A 21,259-nucleotide genomic window follows, 5' to 3' on the forward strand; every position below is an offset into this window, starting at 1 on the left:
CCTCGCCGTACGGCCTGCGGGCCGTAGTCGCTTCCTTGCGGGCCGCCCATTGGGCTCTTCTACGCTGAAGCAATCCGTACGGGGGCGTTCTGGGGCCATCGCCGTAGCTGAAGCAGCGGTGCGGGAAGGAGCGCAGGGGAGCTCCCTGTAGTTCATCGGGCCCGTCGTGATTCGCTGGTGCTGGTCGGCTTGCTGCGGCTTGTCGTCGCCGGTCATGGCTTGGCTCGGGGGCGAGTGTGGTCGCCTGATGGGACACCCCGCGACTCGGACCACCACTGTGACCGGAGGGAACCTCACTCCACTCCTCTGCCGGGGTCCAGCCGGACAGGCACACCGCGACTCGAACCACCACGGTGACCGGAGGGAGGGGTACGCCTCGGGAGAGGGGCTTCGGTCAGGTGGGTCAGGTGGGTCAGCTGGAGAAGGAGCCGGGTCCGTCAGGCCCGTCGGTTCTGCTGGCTCCGTCGGTTCTGTTGGTTTCGTTGGCTCGGTCGGTTCTGTTGGTTTCGTTGATTGGGAGGTGGAACCAGACGGCGGTGCCTGCTTCGGGGTCGTGGTGGGTGCCCCAGGCGGTGGCCATGGCCTCGACCAGGAGCAGGCCGCGTCCGCCATCGCTGTCGAAGTCGGTCACGCGGACGAAGGGGAGGCTGGTCGCCGAGCCGTCGTCGATCACCTCGGCGTGGACCATGCCGCCGCCCAGGCCCAGGCAGACCGTGATCGATCCTGCTGTTTTCCGTCCGGAGTCGGAGTGCACGACGGAGTTCGTCACGACCTCGCTGAGCAGGAGCACCACGTCGTCGAGGGCGGAGTCGTCGACTCTGCCGGTGAGCAGGTCTCGTGCCCAGGCGCGGACCGTCGCGACCGAGCAGGCCAGGCCCGCGAACTCGGCGTGGCCCAACGGGTACAGTACGGCCCAGCGTCCTGCGGTCGTTCGCTGTCTTTCGTAGCGGCAGGTGGCCTGCCGGTACGCGTTCATGCGATCGCCGCCGAGACGATGACGTCGGCGGCGTTGTCGGCCCCGGCCCAGACCCCTTCGCCCGGCCGCCACACCCTGGCCCACCAGGGCCGCCAGACGAACACCCAGCCGCAGGCGCGCCGGATGACGGCGATCCGGACCCGGGTCTCGCCCGCCGACATCACCTCCAGCACCGGCGGCCCTGCCAGGGGAAGCACCAGCGAGGTGCTCACCCCCAGTCCCCGCAGGTCCCACCCCAGCCGCACCAGGTGAATCAACTGCTCTTGCGGATCACGTGGCTTCACAGCCCGTCCTTCCCCTTGTCTGTTGAACTGGCCCGCTCGCACTTTCAGAGACGTTGATGCTTACGCACTGTCATTGACCGTATGCTCAGAGCATGCAGTCATGCAGCCCCATATGCAACCCCAAATGCATATGCATGAAGAAGGACTTCGCGGAAAGTTTGATTCGCGAAATAGGTCAACCCGGCGGAAATCTCATGAAGGTGGACACGTGACCGAAGGTCAGAGCCCTACTGTCCGGCGACGCCAACTCGGCATGGAACTCCGCCGACTCCGCGAGCGCGCGAATGTGCCCGCCATCGAAGCGGGCGAGCATATTGGTCGCTCTGATTCGACGATCAGCCGCTTCGAGACCGGCAGGGTCACCATCCGTCAGAAGGTTCTCGTTCAACTCCTCGACCTGTACAAAGCAGCCGACGACGAGACCCAAGCTGTACTTGACCTCGCACGCGAAGCGAGCAAACGAGGATGGTGGCACGCCCACGGAGACGCGGTACCGCCATGGTTTGAAGTTTTCATCGGGCTCGAAGCCGAGGCCACGTCGATCCAGACCTACCAACCTCAGCTGATCCCTGGCCTTCTCCAGACTGAGGCATACGCGCGCGCCGTCATCGAAGCCGACCACCCCGGAATGCCCGAGGCGGAAATCGACAGGCTTGTCGCTCTGCGCCTGGTAAGGCAGAAACTCCTTACCCGGTCGAGCCCACCGGAGCTGTGGGCGGTGATGAGCGAAGCGGCTCTACGGCACGCCATCGGCGGACCGGCGACAATGCGTGAGCAACTTCTCAGCCTCCGTGACGCGCGGCGACTCACAGGGGTCACTCTTCAGGTACTGCCCTTCGCCGGAGGCGCCCACCCTGGCATGCTCGGCCCCTTCCATCTCCTGGAGTTCCCTCAGCCTTCCGAAACTCATGTTGCTTACGTCGAGTACCTAACAGGCTCCATGTATCTGGAAAAGCCAGAGGAAGTGCGCAGGTATAGACTCATTTTCGACCATATTCGCGCGGCTGCCCTGCCGCCGAACGAGTCCGTCGCGCTGATGAGCGCGGTCATAGAGGAGATGACTTCGTGACCGTAGAAGAGCGTGAGCCGCAAGACTTCCCCGACCTGTCTCACGCCGTTTGGCGCAAGAGCAGCCTCAGTGGCAACGGCGGTGCCGACTGTGTCGAGGTCGCCACCGACCTCCCCGGCATCGCGGCCGTTCGTGACAGCAAGGACCCCTTGGGGCCAGCGTTGGTCTTCTCACCTGACGGGTGGCGAACCTTCGTCGACGGTGTCAAGGGCGGTGAGTTCGACACACGTCCCTGAGCGCGTGACAGGTCAGGGAAGGTTCCTGAGAGGTGAGGGACGCAGGCACCCTATGACGGGCCTCGCCGCCGTTTTCACCTCTGATCTGATGCGCGCGGTCGAGACCGCTTCCTTAGCTTTCGCCGACATTGATGTCCCATCCACAAGCCGGTCCTCAGCGCCCTCCAAACAGGTTCCTAGCGCCGATCCATAGCCTCATCCTCGACCCTCGCGCCCGAAACCACCGGGCATCCGAGCAACGACGAGGAGAGAGATCTTGGCGGAGACCGGGAACGACCCGATGACCGCTGACGAGCGGATCGACAGGTGCCGGCGAGAGGGATCGACCACGCTGGACCTGTCCAGGCTCGACCTGGACACGGTGCCGGAACTTCTCGGCGATCTCACCCATCTGACCAACCTCTACCTGTATGACAACCGGCTGACCGCTCTACCCGAGTCAGTGTGGAACCTCACCGCCCTCACCAACCTCTCCCTAGGCGGTAACCAGTTGACCGCTCTACCCGAGTCGCTGGGCAACCTCACCGCCCTCACCAACCTCTCCCTGTATGACAACCGGCTGACCGCTCTACCCGAGTCAGTGTGGAACCTCACCGCCCTCACCAACCTCTCCCTGGGCGGTAACCAGTTGACCGCTCTACCTGAGTCGCTGGGCAACCTCACCGCCCTCACCGACCTCTCCCTGCATGACAACCAGCTGACCGCTCTACCTGATTCGGTGGGGAACCTCACCGCCCTCACCGAGCTTTATCTGCATAACAACCAGCTGACCGTTCTACCTGATTCGGTGGGGAACCTCACCGAGCTCTACTGGCTCTACCTGAACGGTAATCAGTTGACCGCTCTGCCTGAGTCAGTGGGGAACCTCACCGCCCTCGAATGGCTCTACCTGAACGGTAATCAGTTGACTGTTCTGCCTGAGTCGCTGGGCAACCTCACCGCCCTCACCGAGCTCGACTTGGTCGATAACCAGTTGACTGCTCTACCTGAGTCGCTGGGCAACCTCACCGCCCTCACCGACCTCTCCCTGGGCGGTAACCAGTTGACCGCTCTGCCTGAATCAGTGGGGAACCTCACCGCCCTCACCGACCTCTACTTGGTCGATAACCAATTGACCGCTCTGCCCGAGTCGCTGGGCAACCTCACCGCCCTCACCGACCTCTCCCTGGGCGGTAACCAGTTGACCGCTCTGCCCGAGTCGCTGGGCAACCTCACCGCTCTCAGCGCCCTCAGTGTGGGCAGTAACCGGCTGACTGTTCTGCCTGAGTCGGTGGGGAACCTCACCGCCCTCACCGACCTCTACTTGGTCGATAACCAATTGACCGTTCTGCCCGAGTCGCTGGGCAACCTCACCGCCCTCACCGAGCTCAGTGTGAGCGATAACCCGCTGACCGATCTGCCCGATTGGCTGGGCGACCTTCCCGCCCTCAGCGAGAGCACCAGGCTCCTACTGAGTGTCTTCTATGAGGAGCGTTGGGGTTGGTGGGGTCAGAAAATTCCACCGGCCCCACCAGGCCACGGCTCTACTGAAGATGCATTCGGGGATGATCGTGGGGCCGCTTGCGAAGGCGAGGACGAGTGAGGCATGACGCGACAACGGCTTTCACCCCTCTGGTGACCCCGCCGGCCACCCCGCGGCATATGAGCGGCCTGTTCGTGATGTGGCCCATTGGGTCCTGGCGGCATGCGATGCAGAGCAACGGTCTTCTGACGGCGCGCACCGGAGACCGGGACACCAGGGGTTTCAGCCGCAGGGGCTCATGACGACGGCGAAGCCCTTGAGCAGGCCGACAGCGCCGAGAAGAAGCGCGAGAGCGGTCACTCCCCAGGTGACGTCCTTGCGCGCCTGGTGTTGGTGGTCGGTGAGACCGGTGGCGGCCTCCCACCCGGCCAGCAGGGCGATGAACACCGCGACACCGCCCAGACCGATCCCCGCAAAGTCGGTGTGGTTGCAGGTGGACTCCCCGTTGATCGTCAGGGTAACGGTCGTACCCACGCGCACGACGACGGCGAGTAGACCTACGACGAGGGCGGCCCGAGACTTGGCGGATGCGATACGAAGGTTCATGATCAAAATCTATTGACGCCCACTTGGAGAGAACTTGTAAACGGTTAGCAACGCTCCGCAGGCTGAATACCGGGGCATTGAGGTGGCGTCAGGAGCGAGTGGGTGTGATGTCCTGAACCTCTGGAACCGGTGGGTTCGGGCGGACAGTACATGTGTGTGGAAACGACTATGCGCGCCCGGGTGCGCGCCGGAGATCCGGACGCCTTCAGCCGGCTGTTCGACGACCACGCGCGCTCGGTCTACAACCACGCCTTCCGGCTGACCGGCGACTGGTCGGTCGCCGAGGACGTGGTGTCGGTGACCTTCCTGGAGGCATGGCGGCTGCGGGGCAGGGTCGACGGGGAGGGCGGTTCGCTGCGGCCCTGGCTGCTGGGCGTCGCGACCAACGTCGCCCGTAACGTCAACCGCGCCTTGCGGCGGCACGAGGGAGCACTGGCCAGGCTGCCTCCGGGCGGGGTGGTGCCGGACATCGCCGAGGAGGTGGCGGGGCGCGTCGACGACGACGAGTTGCTGGCTTCGGTCCGGGTCGCGCTGGGCACACTGCGCAGGTCCGAGCGGGAGGTGATCGCGCTGTGCGTGTGGGCCGGGCTCGGGTACACCGAGGCGGCGGAGGCACTCGGCGTACCGGTGGGCACGGTCCGCTCCCGGCTCTCCCGGGCGAGGAAGAGGTTGCGGAAGCTCGCCGTGGACGCTGTGAAGAGCAGCCGGGAACCATCACGTTTCGGGCGGACGGCCGGGAGAGCACGGGAAGCGCGGTGGCGGCCAGAACACGCGGACCCGGGACACACGGGCTCGGAACACACGGGCTCGGAACACACGGGCTCGGAACACACCGGCTCGGAACACACGGGCTCGGGACACACCGGCTCGGAACACACGGGCTCGGAACACACCGGCTCGGAACACACGGGCTCGGGACACACCGGCTCGGAACACACGGGCTCGGGACACACGGGCTCGGGGCAGGCCGTCGGAGACGCACGGCGCCCCATGTGGATGGCCGGGGAGACTCGGGAACCGCGGTCGCGGCCCGGACAGGTAGATGGTGACCGCGACGACGCGGTCCGGTCCGTTCAGGAGAGAGCCCTATGAATGCCGCCAAGCCCCAGCCTGACCCCGGTCAGATCGAGGAGCTGGCCCGGCTGCTGCCGGTCCCGGTGGAGCGGGACCTTCCGGCGGGCCGTCGCCGACTGCTCAAGGAGTTCGTGATGCAGGAGATCCAGCAGGACACCAGGCCGCGGGAGCGGGTAGGCCGTCGCCTGCTGCGGCGTCCGGCCTTCCTCGTCCCCGCCCTGGCCGCCGCCGCGGCACTTGCGGTGGCCGTACCGGTGTTCGTCTCCGGGGGGAGCCCGGCCTACGCCGTGGCGCGGAACCCCGACGGCACCATCCACATCACCATCAACGAGGCCAAGAACCCCGAGGGCCTCCAGGCGAGCCTGCGGGGCATGGGACTCAACGCGGTCGTGGACTACATCCCGACAGGCAAGAAGTGCAGCCCCCAGCCCCGCAGCCAGAGCTTCCTGTCCAACCAAGAGGCTCCGCTCAGCGTCTGGCCGGCACCGGAGGGCCAGGAGGTGGGCTTCACGATCGACCCCAGGGTCGTCAAGGACGGCCAGACCGCCGTACTGGAGTTCAGCGTCAGCGAGAGTTCGGCCGGGATGATCGCCGGCATCTGGGCACGGGTCTCCGACGGACCCGTGGCCGACTGCGAGCTGGTCGACAGCACCGAGGCCCCGCTCGGCCCGCCCACGGGCGGCTGACCCATCTCTCCACAGGTGCGGCAGGCCGCCAGGCCATCCCGACGGGGGCGCCTGCCGCACCTGTGGCACGTTCGGAACGGTGGTGCGGCATGTGACGACGGCCCCGGCCCGGAGAACTCCGGGCCGGGGCCGTGGTGGGTGCCGGTCTCCGGGTTCCCGGGATTTCCCCCGGGAACCCGGAGACCGAACACGGGTGGACTTGGTTACCGGACGCCCCGCCTGCCGTACAGGCTCACCGCCAGGAGGACGCCGACGGCGGCCAGGGCGACCTGGATGATGAGTTCGATCCAGTCGATGCCCGCTGTGGTGGCGACTCCGAGCGCTCCGGCGATCGCGGTGCCGATGAGAGCGGCGACGATACCGATGACGATGGTCAGCCAGATCGGGATGGCCTGCTTGCCGGGCACGACGAGCCGACCCAGGGCACCGATGATGGCGCCGATGACGATGGCGGTGATGATGCCGGTGACTGTCATGTTCCACGCTCCTGTCTGCTCAGCTGCCAGGCGTATGCCCTGGGAAAGTAGAACAACACATAACGGAGTGACCCGAATTACTGGCCGTCGGTCACGGCCCTGTCTTGAAGTGGTCGTATACGGGTTCCGGCCCGGCGCTCACCACCCGGGGAGCCCCGGTGTCAGGAGACCCGGTCGACGGGCTTTCCCGGCGTTTCCACAGCCGTGTCGCCGGCGGGGACGGCGGGAGTGCCGGGGGTGGCGGGGGTGGCGCCGCTCAGCAGGGAGCGGACGAGTCCGAGGCCGGTGCCGCCGAGGGTGAGAGCCTTGGCGAGCATCTCCTCGACACCCTGGGCGCCGTTGAGGACGACCATGTGGTCGACGTTGCCGAAGGACTTCGCCCCCGCCTCGACGATCTGCGGCCAGTTCTCGGCGAGCTGCTGGGCGATGACCGCCTCCTGGTTGTCGGCGAGGGCCTCGGAACGGGCCCGGATCGCATCGGCCTCGGCCAGGCCCCTCGCCTTGGCCGCCTCGGCCTCCGCGAGTCCCTGGGCCCTGGAAGCCTCCGCGGCGGCCAGGCCGGTGGCCTTGGTCGCGTCGGCGGCGGCGAGACCGCGCAGCCGCACGGACTCCGCCTCGGCCGCGGCGGCCTGCTTGACCTGCGACGCCTGCGCGGCGGCGCGGAGTTCGGTCTCGCGGGCCTCGGCCTCGGCCTGGGCGATGCGGGCGTCGCGCTCGGCCTGGGAGGCCGTCACCGTCTCGTACGCCCTGGCGTCGGCGGGCTTGCGGACCTGGGCCTGGAGTCGCTGCTCGGCCAGCGCCGCCTCAAGCTCGGCGGCGCGGGTCTCCTGGACGACGACCTCCTGGCGGGCGGACGCCTCAGAGAGCGGCCCCGCCTGGCGGGACCTGGCCAGGGCCTCGTCGATCTCGGCCTGGTAGGCGGCCTGCTTGATCTGGGAGTCGCGCCAGGCGGCGGCCTTGTTGGCGGCGGCGACCTGCTCGGCCTCGGTGGCCTCCTGGTCACGCTGGGCCTCGGCGATACGCGCCGAGGCGGCGATCCTGGCGGCGTGCGGCTTGCCGAGGTTGGTGATGTAGCCCGTCTCGTCCTCGATCTCCTGGATCTGCAGGGAGTCGACGATCAGTCCAAGCTTGATCATCTCGTCGGCGGCCGAGGCGCGGGTCTCACCGGTCAGCCGCTCGCGGTTGAGGATGAGGTCCTCGACCGTCAGGTTGCCGATGATCGACCGCAGGTGGCCGGTGAACAGCTCGTGGATGGCGCCGTTCATCGAGTCCTGCTGGTCCAGGAAGCGGCGGGCGGAGTTGGCGATCGAGTGCAGGTCGTCGCCGACCTTGTAGATCACGACGCCGCGGACCACCACCGGGATGCCCTGCTGGGTGACGCAGGAGACCTGAAGGTTGGCGGCCCGGCTGTCCAGGCGCAGGCGGCGCGCGGTCTGGAATCCGGGGAGCACGGAGGTGCCCTTACCTGTAATGATCTTGAATCCGAGGCTGTCGGCCTCCTCGCTCCTGCCCCGGGCCCCGAGCCCGGAGATGATCAGCGCCTCGTTGGGTTCGGCCACCCGCCAGATGGCCTTGAACAGCAGGACGATGACGAGAAGGGCGACGAGGACGACGCCCCCGATGACGAAGTACTCCGTAGGCATCGCGGCCTCCACGGTGGGGGATGAGAGGACTGTCAGCCGAGCGCTCGGGAGACGTAGACGGTGCGCGGCGGGAAGAAGTCGACGATCACGACGATCGAACCGACGGTGATCTCCTCGTCGGGAACCGTGGGATGCGCGTAGAACGCCTCGACACCGCCCCGAACCACCACCATCACCTCCCCGACCAGGCCGGGGCCGATCTTTCCGGTGACCCTGCCCTCTTTACCGACCACGCGATACTCCCCGAATCAGCCGTCAGGGGGAAAAACGAATGCGCGCCTCGCTCCGCCACGCACCATGCCGCGGCATGAGCTCGTCCGGACTTCCACCGTTAATCCCCGTGCTTCACTTTATAGAGGTAACGAGCCAACCTTCCATAACGTTCCGGCTTATCCTGAAAATTCATACGGCAAGCTCCCCGCTCATCCGCGTAGCCTCCCGTCCCGCGAAATCCGAGGTCAGCGGCAAAAAGGCACGAAGCAGCGGAGAACCATGCGGAGCGGTGCGTCCCGGTGCGTACCAGGACGCCCCAGGCGCGGCCCCCTTTCCGCGGGCCGGATAAGTCAGCGTGCCGTCGCCGCCCGCTCCTCCTTTCAATTCCCGGCGACCATGACATGACTCTCATGCAGGAGATATCATGACAGCGCGCTAATGGCATGGGTAAAAAGTTCCCGAAAACGCAGCGCGGCGACCGCGGCGATCCATTCACATCGTGATGATCGCCCCATGACCGATCCTGATGAGATCAATCCACGTAAGGCCCTGGAACTCGGCATGGACCGGCCCATCTCCCGCCGGGACTTCTTCGACGGGGTGATCGCGGCCACGGGGATCGCGGCGGCGTGCTCGCTGCCCGGGATCGGCGGATGGAACGCCTCCCCGGCCGAGGGCGCGGAAGAGGTGCCCCGCCTCGCCGGCGCGGAAGACCTGGAGCTCTCGCCCGACACCTCCTACCCGCCGTCCCTCACCGGGCTGCGCGGCGACACCGCGGAGGCGCTGAGCGTGCCGCACGCCCTTCGCGACCAGCGCTTCTGGCCGTACGCGGGCACGCCGGAGCCCACCGGCGAGCGCTATGAGCTGGTCGTGGTGGGCGCGGGGATCAGCGGTCTCAGCGCGGCCCACCGGTGGCTGGAGCGCGACCCCGGCGCGCGGATCCTGATCCTGGACAACCATGACGACATCGGCGGGCACGCCCTGCGCAACGAGTTCCACCCGAGGACCAGGAGGGGGCCGCTGGTCTCGTACGGCGGGTCACGGTCGATCATCAACCCGGCGGCGTGGACCTCCGAGGGGAAGGACCTGCTCGCCAAGCTGGACATCCGCCCCGAGAGGCTCGCCAGGGAGCGGAGACTCTACGCGGACCTGGGGATGCACGACAGCGTCTTCTGCGACCGGGAGACCTTCCCCGCCGAGAGGCTGGTCGTGTTCACCCCCGGCCAGGGGGCGCCGCGGTGGATCGCCGAACTGCCGGTCGCGGAGCAGGCCAGAAAGGACCTGCTCATGCTGTACGGCGACCCACCGGACTGGTTTCCCGGCCTGTCCGGCGAGGAGAAACAGGAGCGGCTGGCCAGGCTCACCTACTCGGGTTTCCTCGCCGAGGTCTGCGGGGTCCACCCGGATGTGCTGAAGTTCGTCCAGACCATGCCGAGTGACGAGTGGGCCTACGGCTCCGACGCCTTCGGCGCGATCGACGCCTGGGCCTGCGCCGACGAGCACCGGTACCCCGGGTTCCGGGGGCTCGGGCTCGACGCCTCCAAACCGTCCAGGTACAACTCCCCGACCGTGATCAAGGAGTGGGACGCGGACGAGCCGCGCGCCTACCGCTTCCCCGAGGGCAACCAGGCGATCGTCCGGATGATGGCCGCCCGGATGATCCCCGGCTTCGCCACGACCGCCGACATGGCGGGGATCACCACCGCGAGTTTCGACTACGGCGTGCTCGACCGGCCGGGCAACCGGGTCCGGATACGCCTGTCCAGCCCGGTGGTCTCGGCGGTCAACGACGGCCGGCCCGAAGTGGCCACCGGCGCCACGGTCGGCTACTTCGACGGCGAGCGGGTGCGGACCGTGCGGGCCGGAAGCGTGATCATGGCCTGCTGGAACTCAATGATCCCCTACCTGGTCGGCGACCTGCCGCCCGCGCAGCGGGCGGCGCTGTACCGGGCGGTCAAGGTGCCCCTGCTGTACGCGACGGTCCAGCTCCGTGACTGGCGTGCCTGGCAGGAGGCCGGGATCAGGCGCGCCAGGTTCACCGGCGCCCGCTGGTGCGTGGCCGAGCTCGACGACCCGGCCGACGTCGGCGGCTACCGGTGCCCGAGGACACCCGCCGAGCCGATCGCGGTGCACATGGTCAGCACTCCCGTCACGCCCGGCGTGTCACCCGCGCACGGCTCGATCGCCGGTCGGTACGCCCTGATCGAGACGCCGTACGGGCATCTGGAGTACAGCATCCGCGACCAGCTCACCCGGTTGCTCGGCCCGGGAGGCTTCGACGCGGCCCGCGACATCGAGGCGATCACGGTCAACCGGTGGGGACACGGCCACACACCTGAGTACGCCACCCCGTGGGATCTCGACTTCTACCCCGACGGGCAGCCACCGGCGGCCGTCGCCCGCCGGCCGCACGGCCGGATCGCGATCGCCAACTCCGACTCCGTGCCCGCCGCCCGCGCCGACGCGGCCGTCACCGCCGCCTACCGCGCGGTGGCGGAGCTACAGCGCTGACGGGGTCAGCCGGGCTTTCTCAGCCTGGTGAAGGCCCAGCTCATCCTCGGCTCGACCGCCCAGCGGGTGGCGCGCCGCACCGGTTCCGTGCACAGCAGGGCGGCGAGCCCGACCCCGAGAAGTGCCACGACCGTCACCCCCGGCAGGGTCTGGGCCCAGTCTCCGTAGAACCGCTCGGCGACCTTCACCACCAGGCCGTGCAGAAGGTAGGCGTACATCGTCGCCGCGCCGAGCCCCGAGTACCAGGTGCGCCTGGCCGGGGTGACCGCCAGAAACGCCGCGACGAGCAGCGCCCCGGTGGCCAGCATGCCCAGGCGGATCAGGCTGCCGGTGAGGTCGTCGACGCCGATCGCGTCGTTGGCGTGCCGCCACCGGATCCACTCGGTCTTCACCAGGGTGTGCGTGGCGAGCGCCAGGACGCCGCCACCGACCAGCACGATCGCCCCCGCGGCCCGTACCCACCGCCGCCTGAGCCACTCGAAGTGCTCAGGACGGAGCATCAGCCCGAGCACGTAGAACGGGAGCAGGCCGAGGGTCCGGTTCATCGACAGCTCGTCGGGAAGCCTGCTCATCCCGGACAGCAGCGACAGCCCGACCGCGACCGTCAGCGGCCACCGCAGCTGCTGCCAGACCGGGGTGGACAGCCGCCACAGGAAGAGCGACATCAGGAACCAGGTCAGGTAGTACGGGTCGAGGAGGCTGATGTCGAGCTTGCCGTACAGGACGAGACGAGGCAGCGAGTAGAGCAGCTCGAAGATCACATACGGGACGGCGAGCGTGCTGATCAGCTTGCGCGCCTTGCCGGAGGAGAAGGTGAAGTTCCGCGACAGGTAGCCGCTGAGCACGATGAACAGCGGCATGTGGAACGTGTACACGTAGAAGTAGGCCGCGTGCGCGACCGGCACTTCTCGCAGGTCCTCGATCAGGTGGCCCGAGACGACCAGGGTGATCGCCAGGAACTTGGCGTTGTCGAAGAACGGGTCCCTGCCCGCGGCGGGCGGGAGAACGGCCCGCAGCGGGGTTGCGACACTCACAGCCCCGGACCGTAACCGGACCCGCCCAACGTCCGGCGAACAGCCGGTGACAGCCGGGGAAATCCCCGCCGACCCCGCTCGGCGGGGATGCGGCTACCCGACGGCGGCGGCGCTGGCGTCCCAGAGCGCGCGGGCCAGCGCGGGGTCGGCCATTCTCCTGGGGACGGCCGCCGGGGCGCTTTTGGCGAAGTAGCGGCCCGGGTGGGCGGCGCCGTCCGGGTGGGTGGCGAGGTGGACCATGGTGCTCGCGCCCTCCTCGACGGTCTGGCCCATCCCGGGGATGTTCTTCACCATCCACATCATCAGCGTGGCCGGGGCGAACTCGGTCTTGATCACACCGGGGTGGAAGCAGGTCGCGGTCACCCCGGTGCCCGCGAGGCGCCGGGCCAGCTCCACCGTGAAGAGGGCACCCGCCTGCTTGGAGTCCCCGTACTGGAGCCAGCCGCTCCAGCGCCGCCGCTCGCGGTCGAGATCGGACGGATCGAGGCGCCCGGTCTTGCCCGCCCGGGAGGAGGTGGTGATCACACGCTCCCCGACCCGCTCCAGCAGCAGGTTCGTCAGCAGGAAGGGGGCAAGGTGGTTGACCTGGATCATCGTCTCGTGGCCGTCGCGGGTGAGCGTACGCTCGGCGGTCATGACACCCGCGTTGTTGACGAGAATGTCAATCCGCTCGTAACGGGAGAGCAGCTCGGCCCCCAGCCTGCGCACATCGTCCAAGGAGGTGTAATCGCAGGTGAACGTATCCGGGACCGTTCCCGAGACCGCCGTTACCCTTTCCGCCACGCGAGCTGTCTTACCGGGATTACGGCCGACCAGAACAACACGCTGCCCGCGCCTCGCGAGCTCTACCGCCGCCGCCTCACCAATTCCGGCACTAGCCCCGGTAATCACACTAATCATCCGATCCTCCACTGCGCAGAAAGCCTATTCGGTGCTAGTCTCCTATGCGATCTTCCGGAGGCCTATCCACCCCTAAGCCGGCACGAGCCTCCACACGCTCAGAGGTTGGGACGAGTGGACATGGGCTCTAGAAACCGCTCGATTCGGTTCAAAATTTTCTTGCTGTTGCTCCTGCCGCTGCTGTCGCTGAGCGCGCTGTGGGGCTTCGTGCTCAACCTGACCGTCGGTGACGGGATCACGCTGCTGAACGCGAACAGCATCTACCAGTCGGTGGGTGTCACCTCCACTGATCTGGGACTACAGCTTCAGGCGGAGCGGACGCAGTCGTCGGTGGCGATCAGTTCCCGGGTCCTCACGAGCGGGATGGGGGAGCAGCGCTCCCGGACCGACCGGGCGGTCGAGGCGTTCAGGAAGGCCACCGCCTCCGAGGATTCCGGCAGCCCGGAACTGCGTAGCTCGCTGAGCGCGCTGCTCAGCCAGCTCGACCGGCTTCCGAACATCCGGTCGGGTGTCGACAGCGGACAGCAGGCACGGCTGAGCGTGCTGTCGAGCTACAACCGGATCCTCGACGCGGTCTTCCTGGTGTACGACCAGATGACCGCGGTGCCCGATCTGTCGATCTCCCATCAGGCCACGGCCATGCAGGGCATGGGCAACGCCTATGAGATGTTCGCCAGGGAGAACGCGCTGATCAGCGGGGCTCTGATCGACTACCGGCTGTCGGAGGAGGAGCGCAAGGCCTTCGGCGAGTACGTCACCACCCGGAAGTTCCTGCACACCAAGGGTGTGGCCTCGCTCGACCCCGAGCTGGGCGCGACCTACCGCGACACCTTCAAGTCCGCGGCCTTCGAGAGGTTCACGGACCTGGAGAAGGCCATCGTCGGATCGACCGGCAACCGGCTGACCCCCGAGGCGGCCAGGTGGAAGGCGACCGCGAACGAGATGTCGGCCTGGCTGGACAAGGTCAACCTCGCCGCCTCCAAGAAGCTGGCGGAGCGGGCCCAGACGGCGGCCACCGGCATCCTGCTCCGGATCGTGATCGCCGGTGGCGTCGGCCTGATCGCGGTGGTCGCGTCGATCATCTTCTCGGTCCGCTTCGGCCGCCGCCTGGCCGCCGAGCTCGCCGGGCTCCGTTCGGCCGCCCTGGAGCTGGCGGACGTGCGGCTCCCCCACGTCGTGGACCGCCTGCGGCGCGGCGAGGAGGTCGACGTGCGGGCCGAGGCGCCGCCGATCCAGGCGGGCGGCTCGACCGAGGTGCACGACGTGGCCCACGCGTTCAGCTCGGTGCAGCGGACCGCGGTCGAGGCCGCCGTCGGCCAGGCCAACCTGAGGCGTGGCGTCAGCCAGGTCTTCGTGAACCTGGCCCGGCGCAAGCAGAGCCTGCTCCACCGCCAGCTCACCCTGCTCGACAGCATGCAGCACCGGGCGAGTGACCCCGACAGCCTTGAGGACCTGTTCCGGCTGGATCACCTGACCACCCGTATGCGGCGGCACGCCGAGGGCCTGATCATCCTGTCCGGCGCGGCACCCGGCCGGTCCTGGCGCAAACCGGTGCCGGTGGTCGACGTCCTGCGAGCCGCGATCGCCGAGGTCGAGGACTACACCCGGGTCAACGTGATGCCGGTGGCCGACATCTCGCTCGACGGGGCCGCGGTCGCCGACATCACCCACCTGGTGGCCGAACTGATCGAGAACGCCACGATCTACTCCCCGCCGCAGACCATGGTGACCGTGCGCGGCGACGTGGTGGCCAACGGGTTCGCCGTCGAGGTCGAGGACCGTGGCCTGGGCCTGAGCCCGATGGAGTACGCGGCCATCAACGAGCGGCTGGCCAACCCGCCGGAGTTCGACCTGGCCGACAGCGACCGGCTGGGCCTGTTCGTGGTGGGCCAGCTCGCCTCCCGGCATAACATCCAGGTCATCCTGCGCGGCTCGCCGTTCGGCGGCACCACGGCCATCGTGCTCATCCCCCGTACGGTGATCGCCCAGCAGGGCTCGCCGCTCGCCCTCACCGTGGAGCAGACGTCCTCCACCACCGAACGCGCCGCCGAGCGTCCGGGAGAGCTGTTCGACTCCCCCTCGCACGACACGTTCTCACCCTCCGCCAACGGCAACGGTCTGCCCCGCAGGACGAGGCCGGCCTCCCCTGCCCAGTCCACCGCCGCGCCCTCTCTCAGCGTGGTGACCGACCTGCCGGCCCGTACCCAGCCCGCCGGGCAGGAGGGACGTCCGGGCGGGACCGCGGACCAGGAGACCGGCTGGGCCCATGCCCTCTTCACCGCGTCGCCCGAGGGGGCACCGCAGGGGACCCGTGAGACCCGGCGGACGCCCGAGCTCGGCAATGACGCTCCGACACGTAAGACGGCCCCACAGCCCCCCACGGGGCCGGGTGGCCTGCCCCGCCGGATCCGGCAGGCGAACTTGGCGCCTCAACTCCGCCAGGAGCCCGAGGCGACGGAGCCCGCCCAGCCGGAGCCAAGGGCGGAACCGTGCGAGGAGCGTTCGCCCGACGAGGTCCGCGCGTTGTTCTCCGCCTTCCAGGCGGGTGCGCGGCGCGGACGCGAGGAGCAGGACGATGACTTCGCACACCACACGACAGGCGACAAGGGGGACAAATGACCGGAAAATTGACCAACACCGGCGAGCTGAACTGGCTCCTCGACGACCTGACCACCAGGGTGGGCGCGGTGCGCCAGGCGGTGCTCCTCTCCACCGACGGACTGGCCGTCGGCTTCTCGAAGGGGCTCAACCGCGAGGACGCCGAACATCTGTCCGCGGTCGCAGCCGGGTTCCAGAGCCTGGCACGCGGCGCGGGACGCCATTTCGGCGGTGGTGAGGTGCGCCAGACCATCGTGGAGATGGAGTCGGCGTTCCTGTTCGTCACCGCTGCCGGACAGGGCACCTGCCTGGCCGTGCTGAGCAGCTCCGACGCCGATGTGGGTCACATCGCGTACGAGATGGCGATGCTGGTCAAGCGGGTGGGCCAGCATATCTCCACCAATCCGCGCCAGGGTCTCTCGTGAGCGGGGGAGCGGGTGGCGGCGCCATCCATGGACCGTCGGATCCCCGAACCCGGTGCCGGAGGTCCGGATGACACGCTGGATGGACGAAGAGGCCGGACCGGTCGTCCGGCCCTACGCGCTCATCAGGGGTCGCACCCGCTCCTCCGGTGACACTCTGGACCTGGTCGCGATGGTCACCTCGACCCGCGCCGTCCCGTCCGGGGGATTCGTCCCCGGGCCGGAACAGGAACGCATTCTCGCCATGGTCACCACCCCGACCTCGGTCGCCGACGTCGCCTCGGACCTCAACCTGCCACTCGGCGTGGTCAGGGTCCTTCTCGGCGACCTGAAGGACCACAAGCTCATCTCGATCGGGCGCGCCTCCGCGAGCGAGCGCATTCTCAAGGAAGTGATCAATGGACTTCGGGCCCTCTGACGAACCCGTCGCCCTCAAGATTCTCATCGCGGGTGGCTTCGGGGTGGGAAAGACCACGCTCGTGGGCGCCATCAGCGAGATCCGGCCGCTCCGCACCGAGGAGGTGCTCTCCGACCGCGGTATCGGCATCGACGACGTCGACGGTGTGGAGGGCAAGACCACCACCACCGTCGCGATGGACTTCGGCCGCATCACGATCAGGGAGGGCCTGGTCGTCTACCTGTTCGGCACCCCGGGCCAGGAGCGGTTCTGGTTCATGTGGGACGAGCTGTCCTACGGCGCGCTGGGCGCCGTGGTGCTGGCCGACACCCGGCGGCTGACCGACTGCTTCCCCTCGATCGACTACTTCGAGCAGCGCGGCACGCCGTTCATCGTGGCCGTCAACTGTTTCGACGGCGCCGAACGGCACGAGGCGGACGACGTCCGCGTCGCCCTGGACCTCGATGTGGACGTGCCGGTGCTCCTCTGCGACGTACGGCGCCGTGTCTCGGCGAAGACGGTGCTCGTGACCCTCGTGGAGCACTCGTTGAAGGTGCTGACGGCCAGCCAGAGCTGAGCAGCGGGCCGGGGTGTCCCCCGGCCCTCGCTGCCGGAGACCGGACACGAACTCAGGCGCCCCGCCGGGAGGTCACAGTGCCCGCAGGCCGATGATCAACTCCCTCAGCAGGCTCTCCGGCGGCACGGAGGCGGCGGGAAGCGGCGATCTCACCAGGATCAGGCCCTGGTCGAGCAGGTCGCCCAGGAGGACTTTGACCACGCCGACCGGCAACCCGGCATCCGATGCGATCTCCACGATCGGGCGTGCCCGCCTGACCAGGTTGAGCAGCCGCCGGTGTTCGGAGCCCAGACACGCTCCCGGGGAGACCGGTGTCCCTGTCGCCACCGCCATCGAGAGCAGGTCGAACGAGGAGCAGGACGCCCTGGTGCGTCCCCCGGTCACCGCGTAGGGGCGGACGACGGGACCGGCCTCCTCGTCTACCCACTCGATGTCGTCGCTCATTGGCCGGCCATCCGGGGCCCGGTGGCCAGGTGCTGTCCGACCCGGGTGACCAGGCGGGCCATCTCGTAGGCGATCAGGCCCACGTCGGCGGCGCCGGTGGTCATGACCGACAGGCAGCTCCCCTGACCGGCGGAGGTGACGAAGAGGAACGCGGAGTCCATCTCCACCATCGTCTGGCGCACGGCTCCGCCGCCGAACTGCAGGCTGGTGCCCTTCGCAAGGCTCTGGAAGCCGGACGCCACCGCCGACAGATGGTCGGCGTCCTCCTTGGTCAGCCCTCTGGACGAGGCCATCATCAACCCGTCGTTGGACAGGATCAGTGCGTGCGAAACGTCCGCCACACTCGTGACGAAATCATCCAGAAGCCAATAAAGCTCACCCGGCACGTGGTTAAACCCCTTCCCCTCTGATGATCCTTTTGATCTTCATCCCCCACCGGCGCGACGAAGCCGGTCTCATGGACCCGCCTCCGTTCGCGCTCCCGCACTCACGGCCCCGGCTCAACGCTCGGCACCGCCGTCCTCGTCGTCGGCCCGGCCGCGCTGCCAGCCGGACTGCAGGGCGCTCATCAGCGCCCTCGCCTCCTCCGGTGACCGCTCCTCGATCTCGGCATCGGGCGGACGTGGCTCCCTGGCCTGCATCGGCGGCATGTTCGCCTGCCGTACCCGGCGTGGCAGCCCGCCGCCGCCACCGCGCCGCAGCGGCCTCCACAGGTCCGTGGGAATCGGCACCGCCGGCTCACCGGGTTCACCGGCGGCCCGTTCCGGCTGTCCCCCGGGCTCGGGCCGCACGCTGATGACGGTGAGCACCGGCGGCTCCGGCGGCTGCTCGACGGACTCCGGCTCCCCGAGCAGTTCCTCGGGGATGAGTACGACCACCCCGGTCCCGCCGTACGGCGAGGAGTGCAGCACGACCTCGACCCCGTACCTGGCGGCCAGCAACCCGACCACGGCGAAGCCCAGCCGGTCGGTGTCGCCCGGGTCGAACTCCGGCGGGCTGGCCAGGCGCTCGTTGATCGCGGCACGCTTCTCCGCGGTCAGCCCGAGCCCCCTGTCCTCGATCTCGACGGCGAAGCCACGGCCCGCGAGCTCGCCGCGGACCGAGACCTGGCTGCCGGGCGGGGAGAAGACCGTGGCGTTCTCCAGGAGCTCGGCGAACAGGTGCATCATGTCCGCGACGGCGTTGCCGACCAGGGTGGTGCCGCCCGTCGGGAGGATCCGCACCCGGGCGTAGTCCTCGACCTGGGCGGCGGCCCCGCGCAGCACGTCCTCCATCGGCACCGCCGAGCGCCACTTGCGGCCCGCCGCCCCACCGGACAGGATCACCAGGCCCTCGGCGTGGCGGCGCATACGAGTGGTGAGGTGGTCGAGCCTGAAGAGGTTCTCCAGCGCCTCGGGGTTCTCCGCCCGCTTCTGCATGCCGTCGAGCAGCTTGAGCTGGCGCTGCAGCAGCGACTGGCTCCGGCGGGCGAGGTTGCGGAAGGAGTGGGCGGCGCCCTCGCGCAGCCTGGCCTGCTCCACGGCGGCGTCCACGGCGCTGCGCCGGACGCTGTCGAAGGCGGCGGCGACATCGTGGATCTCGGCGGTGCTGCCCAGCGGTTCCAGCGCGGGCGCCTCGGCCGTCACGTCCACCTTCTCGCCGCGGCGCAGCTTCTCCATCACCCGTGGAAGCCGCACCTCCGCGAGGTCGGTGGCGGCCCGCCGTACGGCGGCGAGCTCCCTGGTGATCCCGCTGCCGATCCGGTACGAGACGAGCAGCGACGCGACGACCGCGACGAGGCCGAGCACGCCGACGACACCGGCGCGGATGTAGACGCCCACGGTCACCGGCTCGGCCCGCTTGACGAGCATGGGACCGATCTCCGTCATCGACCGCTGGTAGACGGCGTCCAGCGCGTCGCCCGCGGCGCGCCAGTCGGTGGCCGAGACACCGGCGCCGACCAGCAGGCGAGACTCCAGGGCGACGAACCTGGCGTATGTCGAGGAGGCGATCAGCTCCGTGAAGGGGGCGCCCAGCGAGGGCTCCAGCTCGGGGAGCGCCTGTTCCATGAGGAAGGCCCGGTTGGCGGCGATCCGGGCGAACACCCGCGCCTGGTTCTCCGTCATCGGGCTCCGCAGCGCCAGCGGGCCCGTGGCGAGTGCCCGCTCGCGGCTGAGCAGGTTCATGCTCTGGTTGACCATCGTGACGCTGCGCAACTGGCGGTAGAGCGGGAGGTCGTTGGTGAGACTCAGGGTGTTGAAGAGCCGGTTCAGCACGTCCGGCAGCCGGGCGAACTCCGCGGAGAGCCCCACCGAGTCGATCCGCCCCGCGTCGACCCTGGCGCGGATCGCGTCGAGCCCCTCCACCTGCCTTATCAGCTCGGCGTGGCGTGCCCTCATCTCGTCGGGCATCACCGCCCGCACCTCGTCCCTGTCCATCTCCTGGCGGAGACGGGTTCGGGCCTGGTCGGTGACCACCCGCTGTCCCGCGAGGGTCTTGTGGTCGGAGTCGGAGCGGGTGGCCAGGTACTCGGCCGACAGGATGTGCTCGCGTTGGACCGCGCTGTTCAGGTCACCTGAGGGTTTGCCGACGGATTCGTACAGCGTGCCGATGGAGCGAAGGCTCATCGAGTCGCCGACCGTGACGACCGAGGCGAAGCCCCACACCGCCACCAGCGAGGTGAGAGGAATGGCCAGCAGCACCGAGACCTTGAACCGGATGGACTTGCTCGATGCCATGTCACCTCAACGGCTCGCTCACGGAACGCCAGGGGGAGCCCCCGGACGATCTCTAGATCGCCGACGAGAATAGCACTGGCGGCTCCTGCTATTTGTAGCCTATTTGTGACATGTCATGAAATAGTCATGGGAAGTGATAAGTCAGCCCAGAGCGGCGCGTGATGCCTGAGTGGCGCTCCGTGCCCAGGTCAGCCGCGCGAGCCGGGCGGCCAGCACGCCGACCAGCGCGACCTCGGTCCCGAGCAGAATCCACTCGGCGAGGCCCGCGAGCACCCCGTGCCCGGGGAGCGCCACGTAGGTGATCACCAGCAGGCCGAAACCTCCGGCCAGCGCCAGCCACTCCACGGTCCTGGCCACCGGCCGCCACCGCTCGTCCTCGTTGAACCGCGCCACCAGCAGGCCGCCCGCCACCGGCATCGCCACGAGCACGGCGATCGACAGGTAGCGGTACGCCTGGCCGACCAGGTCGGTGCCCGTGCCGGGAAGGGCCGGGGGCAGCACCGCGAGGAGGATGAGCCCGGCACCCCACACCCGCATCAGCCGCTCGGCCAGGACACCCACCGGCGCCCCGGTCGCGCGCAGCCCGGCGACCAGCGCGAGAGAGGCGATCCCCAGCGACGCCATGACGAACCCGGTGACTCCGCTGCGGTCCAGCGCGGCGTACTCGCTGATCGTCAGATCGAGCGAGTCCGGGTGCGGAACCGGGTCGGGCTGCCCCACGACGGCGGCCAGGGCGGCCACCGCGGCCGCCGCGATCCCGGCGCACGCGATCAGGGGGTAGAGCCTTTTCGAGGCGAGCATGGATCAATCCTGCTCGCCGCAGGGCGTTTCGGGCATCCGGCGGCATCCCTGATCCAACCCTGAGCCGTCCCTGAGACGACCTGCCGGAGACGTCTTGGTCCCCTCGACGCCCCTGTACACGGCCCCGGCCGGG

At 68.7% G+C, this 21,259-nt stretch carries 22 protein-coding genes; 10 read left to right on the top strand and 12 right to left on the bottom strand.

Annotated features, from left to right (window positions below; genetic code table 11):
* Nucleotides 1–412: 412 nt before the first annotated feature.
* Nucleotides 413–976, bottom strand: coding sequence for an ATP-binding protein (locus ABT061_RS27090; protein ID WP_350923025.1), 564 nt, complete (start codon nt 974–976; stop codon nt 413–415).
* Complete coding sequence (locus tag ABT061_RS27095; RefSeq protein ID WP_350923028.1) at nt 973–1,260, bottom strand: hypothetical protein; 288 nt, start codon at nt 1,258–1,260, stop codon at nt 973–975. Before ABT061_RS27095 ends, ABT061_RS27090 begins: the two co-directional genes overlap by 4 nt.
* A gap of 208 nt (nt 1,261–1,468) precedes the next feature.
* Here ABT061_RS27095 and ABT061_RS27100 point away from each other — a divergent pair, with 208 nt between their 5' ends.
* From ABT061_RS27100 to ABT061_RS27110, 3 genes are all read left to right on the top strand, one after another.
* A complete protein-coding gene (locus ABT061_RS27100) occupies nt 1,469–2,329 on the top strand; it encodes a helix-turn-helix domain-containing protein (RefSeq protein ID WP_350923030.1) in 861 nt (286 codons plus the stop codon).
* Entirely contained in the window at nt 2,326–2,565 is a 240-nt protein-coding gene (locus tag ABT061_RS27105; protein ID WP_350923032.1) for a DUF397 domain-containing protein, read from the top strand. The genes ABT061_RS27100 and ABT061_RS27105 overlap by 4 nt, the downstream gene beginning before the upstream one ends.
* Before the next feature lie 256 nt (nt 2,566–2,821).
* Nucleotides 2,822–4,147, top strand: coding sequence for a leucine-rich repeat domain-containing protein (locus ABT061_RS27110; RefSeq protein WP_350923035.1), 1,326 nt, complete (start codon nt 2,822–2,824; stop codon nt 4,145–4,147).
* A 162-nt stretch (nt 4,148–4,309) separates the two neighbouring features.
* Here the strand turns inward: ABT061_RS27110 and ABT061_RS27115 are convergent, their stop codons facing one another.
* Nucleotides 4,310–4,633, bottom strand: a complete 324-nt coding sequence (locus tag ABT061_RS27115; protein ID WP_350923037.1) for a hypothetical protein — start codon at nt 4,631–4,633, stop codon at nt 4,310–4,312.
* Between the two features lie 168 nt (nt 4,634–4,801).
* Between ABT061_RS27115 and ABT061_RS27120 the strand changes: the two genes are divergently transcribed.
* The gene (locus ABT061_RS27120) at nt 4,802–5,725 is read left to right on the top strand and encodes a sigma-70 family RNA polymerase sigma factor (RefSeq protein WP_350923040.1); all 924 of its coding nucleotides are present in this window, start codon (nt 4,802–4,804) and stop codon (nt 5,723–5,725) included.
* A complete protein-coding gene (locus ABT061_RS27125; protein WP_350923043.1) occupies nt 5,722–6,393 on the top strand; it encodes a hypothetical protein in 672 nt (223 codons plus the stop codon). The genes ABT061_RS27120 and ABT061_RS27125 overlap by 4 nt, the downstream gene beginning before the upstream one ends.
* Before the next feature lie 203 nt (nt 6,394–6,596).
* Here ABT061_RS27125 and ABT061_RS27130 read toward each other — a convergent pair whose 3' ends face one another.
* From ABT061_RS27130 to ABT061_RS27140, 3 genes are all read right to left on the bottom strand, one after another.
* Nucleotides 6,597–6,869 (bottom strand): GlsB/YeaQ/YmgE family stress response membrane protein, encoded by a 273-nt coding sequence (locus tag ABT061_RS27130; protein ID WP_350923046.1) that lies wholly within the window; start codon nt 6,867–6,869, stop codon nt 6,597–6,599.
* A gap of 161 nt (nt 6,870–7,030) precedes the next feature.
* Nucleotides 7,031–8,512, bottom strand: coding sequence for an SPFH domain-containing protein (locus ABT061_RS27135; protein WP_350923048.1), 1,482 nt, complete (start codon nt 8,510–8,512; stop codon nt 7,031–7,033).
* A 32-nt stretch (nt 8,513–8,544) separates the two neighbouring features.
* The gene (locus ABT061_RS27140; RefSeq protein WP_030916074.1) at nt 8,545–8,745 is read right to left on the bottom strand and encodes an NfeD C-terminal domain-containing protein; all 201 of its coding nucleotides are present in this window, start codon (nt 8,743–8,745) and stop codon (nt 8,545–8,547) included.
* Nucleotides 8,746–9,238: 493 nt separating this feature from the next.
* Between ABT061_RS27140 and ABT061_RS27145 the strand changes: the two genes are divergently transcribed.
* Nucleotides 9,239–11,236: a flavin monoamine oxidase family protein gene (locus tag ABT061_RS27145; protein ID WP_350923051.1), complete on the top strand. Its 1,998-nt coding sequence runs from the start codon at nt 9,239–9,241 to the stop codon at nt 11,234–11,236.
* Between the two features lie 5 nt (nt 11,237–11,241).
* Here ABT061_RS27145 and ABT061_RS27150 read toward each other — a convergent pair whose 3' ends face one another.
* Both ABT061_RS27150 and ABT061_RS27155 read right to left on the bottom strand, forming a co-directional pair.
* Nucleotides 11,242–12,270 (bottom strand): acyltransferase family protein, encoded by a 1,029-nt coding sequence (locus ABT061_RS27150; RefSeq protein WP_350923053.1) that lies wholly within the window; start codon nt 12,268–12,270, stop codon nt 11,242–11,244.
* Between the two features lie 93 nt (nt 12,271–12,363).
* Nucleotides 12,364–13,170: an SDR family NAD(P)-dependent oxidoreductase gene (locus ABT061_RS27155; RefSeq protein ID WP_350923055.1), complete on the bottom strand. Its 807-nt coding sequence runs from the start codon at nt 13,168–13,170 to the stop codon at nt 12,364–12,366.
* A gap of 159 nt (nt 13,171–13,329) precedes the next feature.
* On the opposite strand from ABT061_RS27155, the gene ABT061_RS27160 reads away from it, so the two are divergent.
* The 4 genes from ABT061_RS27160 (at nt 13,330) to ABT061_RS27175 (ending at nt 17,164) form a co-directional block, all read left to right on the top strand.
* A complete protein-coding gene (locus tag ABT061_RS27160; RefSeq protein WP_350923058.1) occupies nt 13,330–15,789 on the top strand; it encodes a sensor histidine kinase in 2,460 nt (819 codons plus the stop codon).
* Entirely contained in the window at nt 15,786–16,193 is a 408-nt protein-coding gene (locus tag ABT061_RS27165) for a roadblock/LC7 domain-containing protein (RefSeq protein WP_350923060.1), read from the top strand. Before ABT061_RS27160 ends, ABT061_RS27165 begins: the two co-directional genes overlap by 4 nt.
* Nucleotides 16,194–16,260: 67 nt before the next feature.
* Nucleotides 16,261–16,608, top strand: a complete 348-nt coding sequence (locus ABT061_RS27170; protein ID WP_350923062.1) for a DUF742 domain-containing protein — start codon at nt 16,261–16,263, stop codon at nt 16,606–16,608.
* On the top strand, nt 16,589–17,164 hold the full coding sequence (locus ABT061_RS27175) for a GTP-binding protein (protein WP_350923064.1): 576 nt from the start codon (nt 16,589–16,591) through the stop codon (nt 17,162–17,164). The genes ABT061_RS27170 and ABT061_RS27175 overlap by 20 nt, the downstream gene beginning before the upstream one ends.
* 72 nt (nt 17,165–17,236) lie before the next feature.
* Here ABT061_RS27175 and ABT061_RS27180 read toward each other — a convergent pair whose 3' ends face one another.
* From ABT061_RS27180 to ABT061_RS27195, 4 genes are all read right to left on the bottom strand, one after another.
* Complete coding sequence (locus ABT061_RS27180) at nt 17,237–17,608, bottom strand: DUF742 domain-containing protein (RefSeq protein WP_350923066.1); 372 nt, start codon at nt 17,606–17,608, stop codon at nt 17,237–17,239.
* A complete protein-coding gene (locus tag ABT061_RS27185; RefSeq protein ID WP_343961557.1) occupies nt 17,605–17,994 on the bottom strand; it encodes a roadblock/LC7 domain-containing protein in 390 nt (129 codons plus the stop codon). Before ABT061_RS27185 ends, ABT061_RS27180 begins: the two co-directional genes overlap by 4 nt.
* A gap of 114 nt (nt 17,995–18,108) precedes the next feature.
* A complete protein-coding gene (locus tag ABT061_RS27190; RefSeq protein ID WP_350923068.1) occupies nt 18,109–20,325 on the bottom strand; it encodes a sensor histidine kinase in 2,217 nt (738 codons plus the stop codon).
* Nucleotides 20,326–20,466: 141 nt separating this feature from the next.
* Entirely contained in the window at nt 20,467–21,126 is a 660-nt protein-coding gene (locus ABT061_RS27195) for a DUF998 domain-containing protein (protein WP_350923071.1), read from the bottom strand.
* Nucleotides 21,127–21,259: the final 133 nt, after the last annotated feature.

The organism is Streptosporangium sp. NPDC002544 (genome assembly GCF_040295965.1).
In the GTDB taxonomy this organism is placed as follows: domain Bacteria; phylum Actinomycetota; class Actinomycetes; order Streptosporangiales; family Streptosporangiaceae; genus Streptosporangium.

Excerpts from the sequence above, each read along its gene's own strand:
- ABT061_RS27090 (WP_350923025.1), bottom strand. The coding sequence starts at position 976 with ATGAACGCGTACCGGCAGGCCACCTGCCGCTACGAAAGACAGCGAACG.
- ABT061_RS27115 (WP_350923037.1), bottom strand. The coding sequence starts at position 4,633 with ATGAACCTTCGTATCGCATCCGCCAAGTCTCGGGCCGCCCTCGTCGTA.
- ABT061_RS27120 (WP_350923040.1), top strand. The coding sequence starts at position 4,802 with ATGCGCGCCCGGGTGCGCGCCGGAGATCCGGACGCCTTCAGCCGGCTG.
- ABT061_RS27125 (WP_350923043.1), top strand. The coding sequence starts at position 5,722 with ATGAATGCCGCCAAGCCCCAGCCTGACCCCGGTCAGATCGAGGAGCTG.
- ABT061_RS27130 (WP_350923046.1), bottom strand. The coding sequence starts at position 6,869 with ATGACAGTCACCGGCATCATCACCGCCATCGTCATCGGCGCCATCATC.
- ABT061_RS27135 (WP_350923048.1), bottom strand. The coding sequence starts at position 8,512 with ATGCCTACGGAGTACTTCGTCATCGGGGGCGTCGTCCTCGTCGCCCTT.
- ABT061_RS27145 (WP_350923051.1), top strand. The coding sequence starts at position 9,239 with ATGACCGATCCTGATGAGATCAATCCACGTAAGGCCCTGGAACTCGGC.
- ABT061_RS27155 (WP_350923055.1), bottom strand. The coding sequence starts at position 13,170 with ATGATTAGTGTGATTACCGGGGCTAGTGCCGGAATTGGTGAGGCGGCG.
- ABT061_RS27165 (WP_350923060.1), top strand. The coding sequence starts at position 15,786 with ATGACCGGAAAATTGACCAACACCGGCGAGCTGAACTGGCTCCTCGAC.
- ABT061_RS27170 (WP_350923062.1), top strand. The coding sequence starts at position 16,261 with ATGACACGCTGGATGGACGAAGAGGCCGGACCGGTCGTCCGGCCCTAC.
- ABT061_RS27175 (WP_350923064.1), top strand. The coding sequence starts at position 16,589 with ATGGACTTCGGGCCCTCTGACGAACCCGTCGCCCTCAAGATTCTCATC.
- ABT061_RS27180 (WP_350923066.1), bottom strand. The coding sequence starts at position 17,608 with ATGAGCGACGACATCGAGTGGGTAGACGAGGAGGCCGGTCCCGTCGTC.
- ABT061_RS27190 (WP_350923068.1), bottom strand. The coding sequence starts at position 20,325 with ATGGCATCGAGCAAGTCCATCCGGTTCAAGGTCTCGGTGCTGCTGGCC.
- ABT061_RS27195 (WP_350923071.1), bottom strand. The coding sequence starts at position 21,126 with ATGCTCGCCTCGAAAAGGCTCTACCCCCTGATCGCGTGCGCCGGGATC.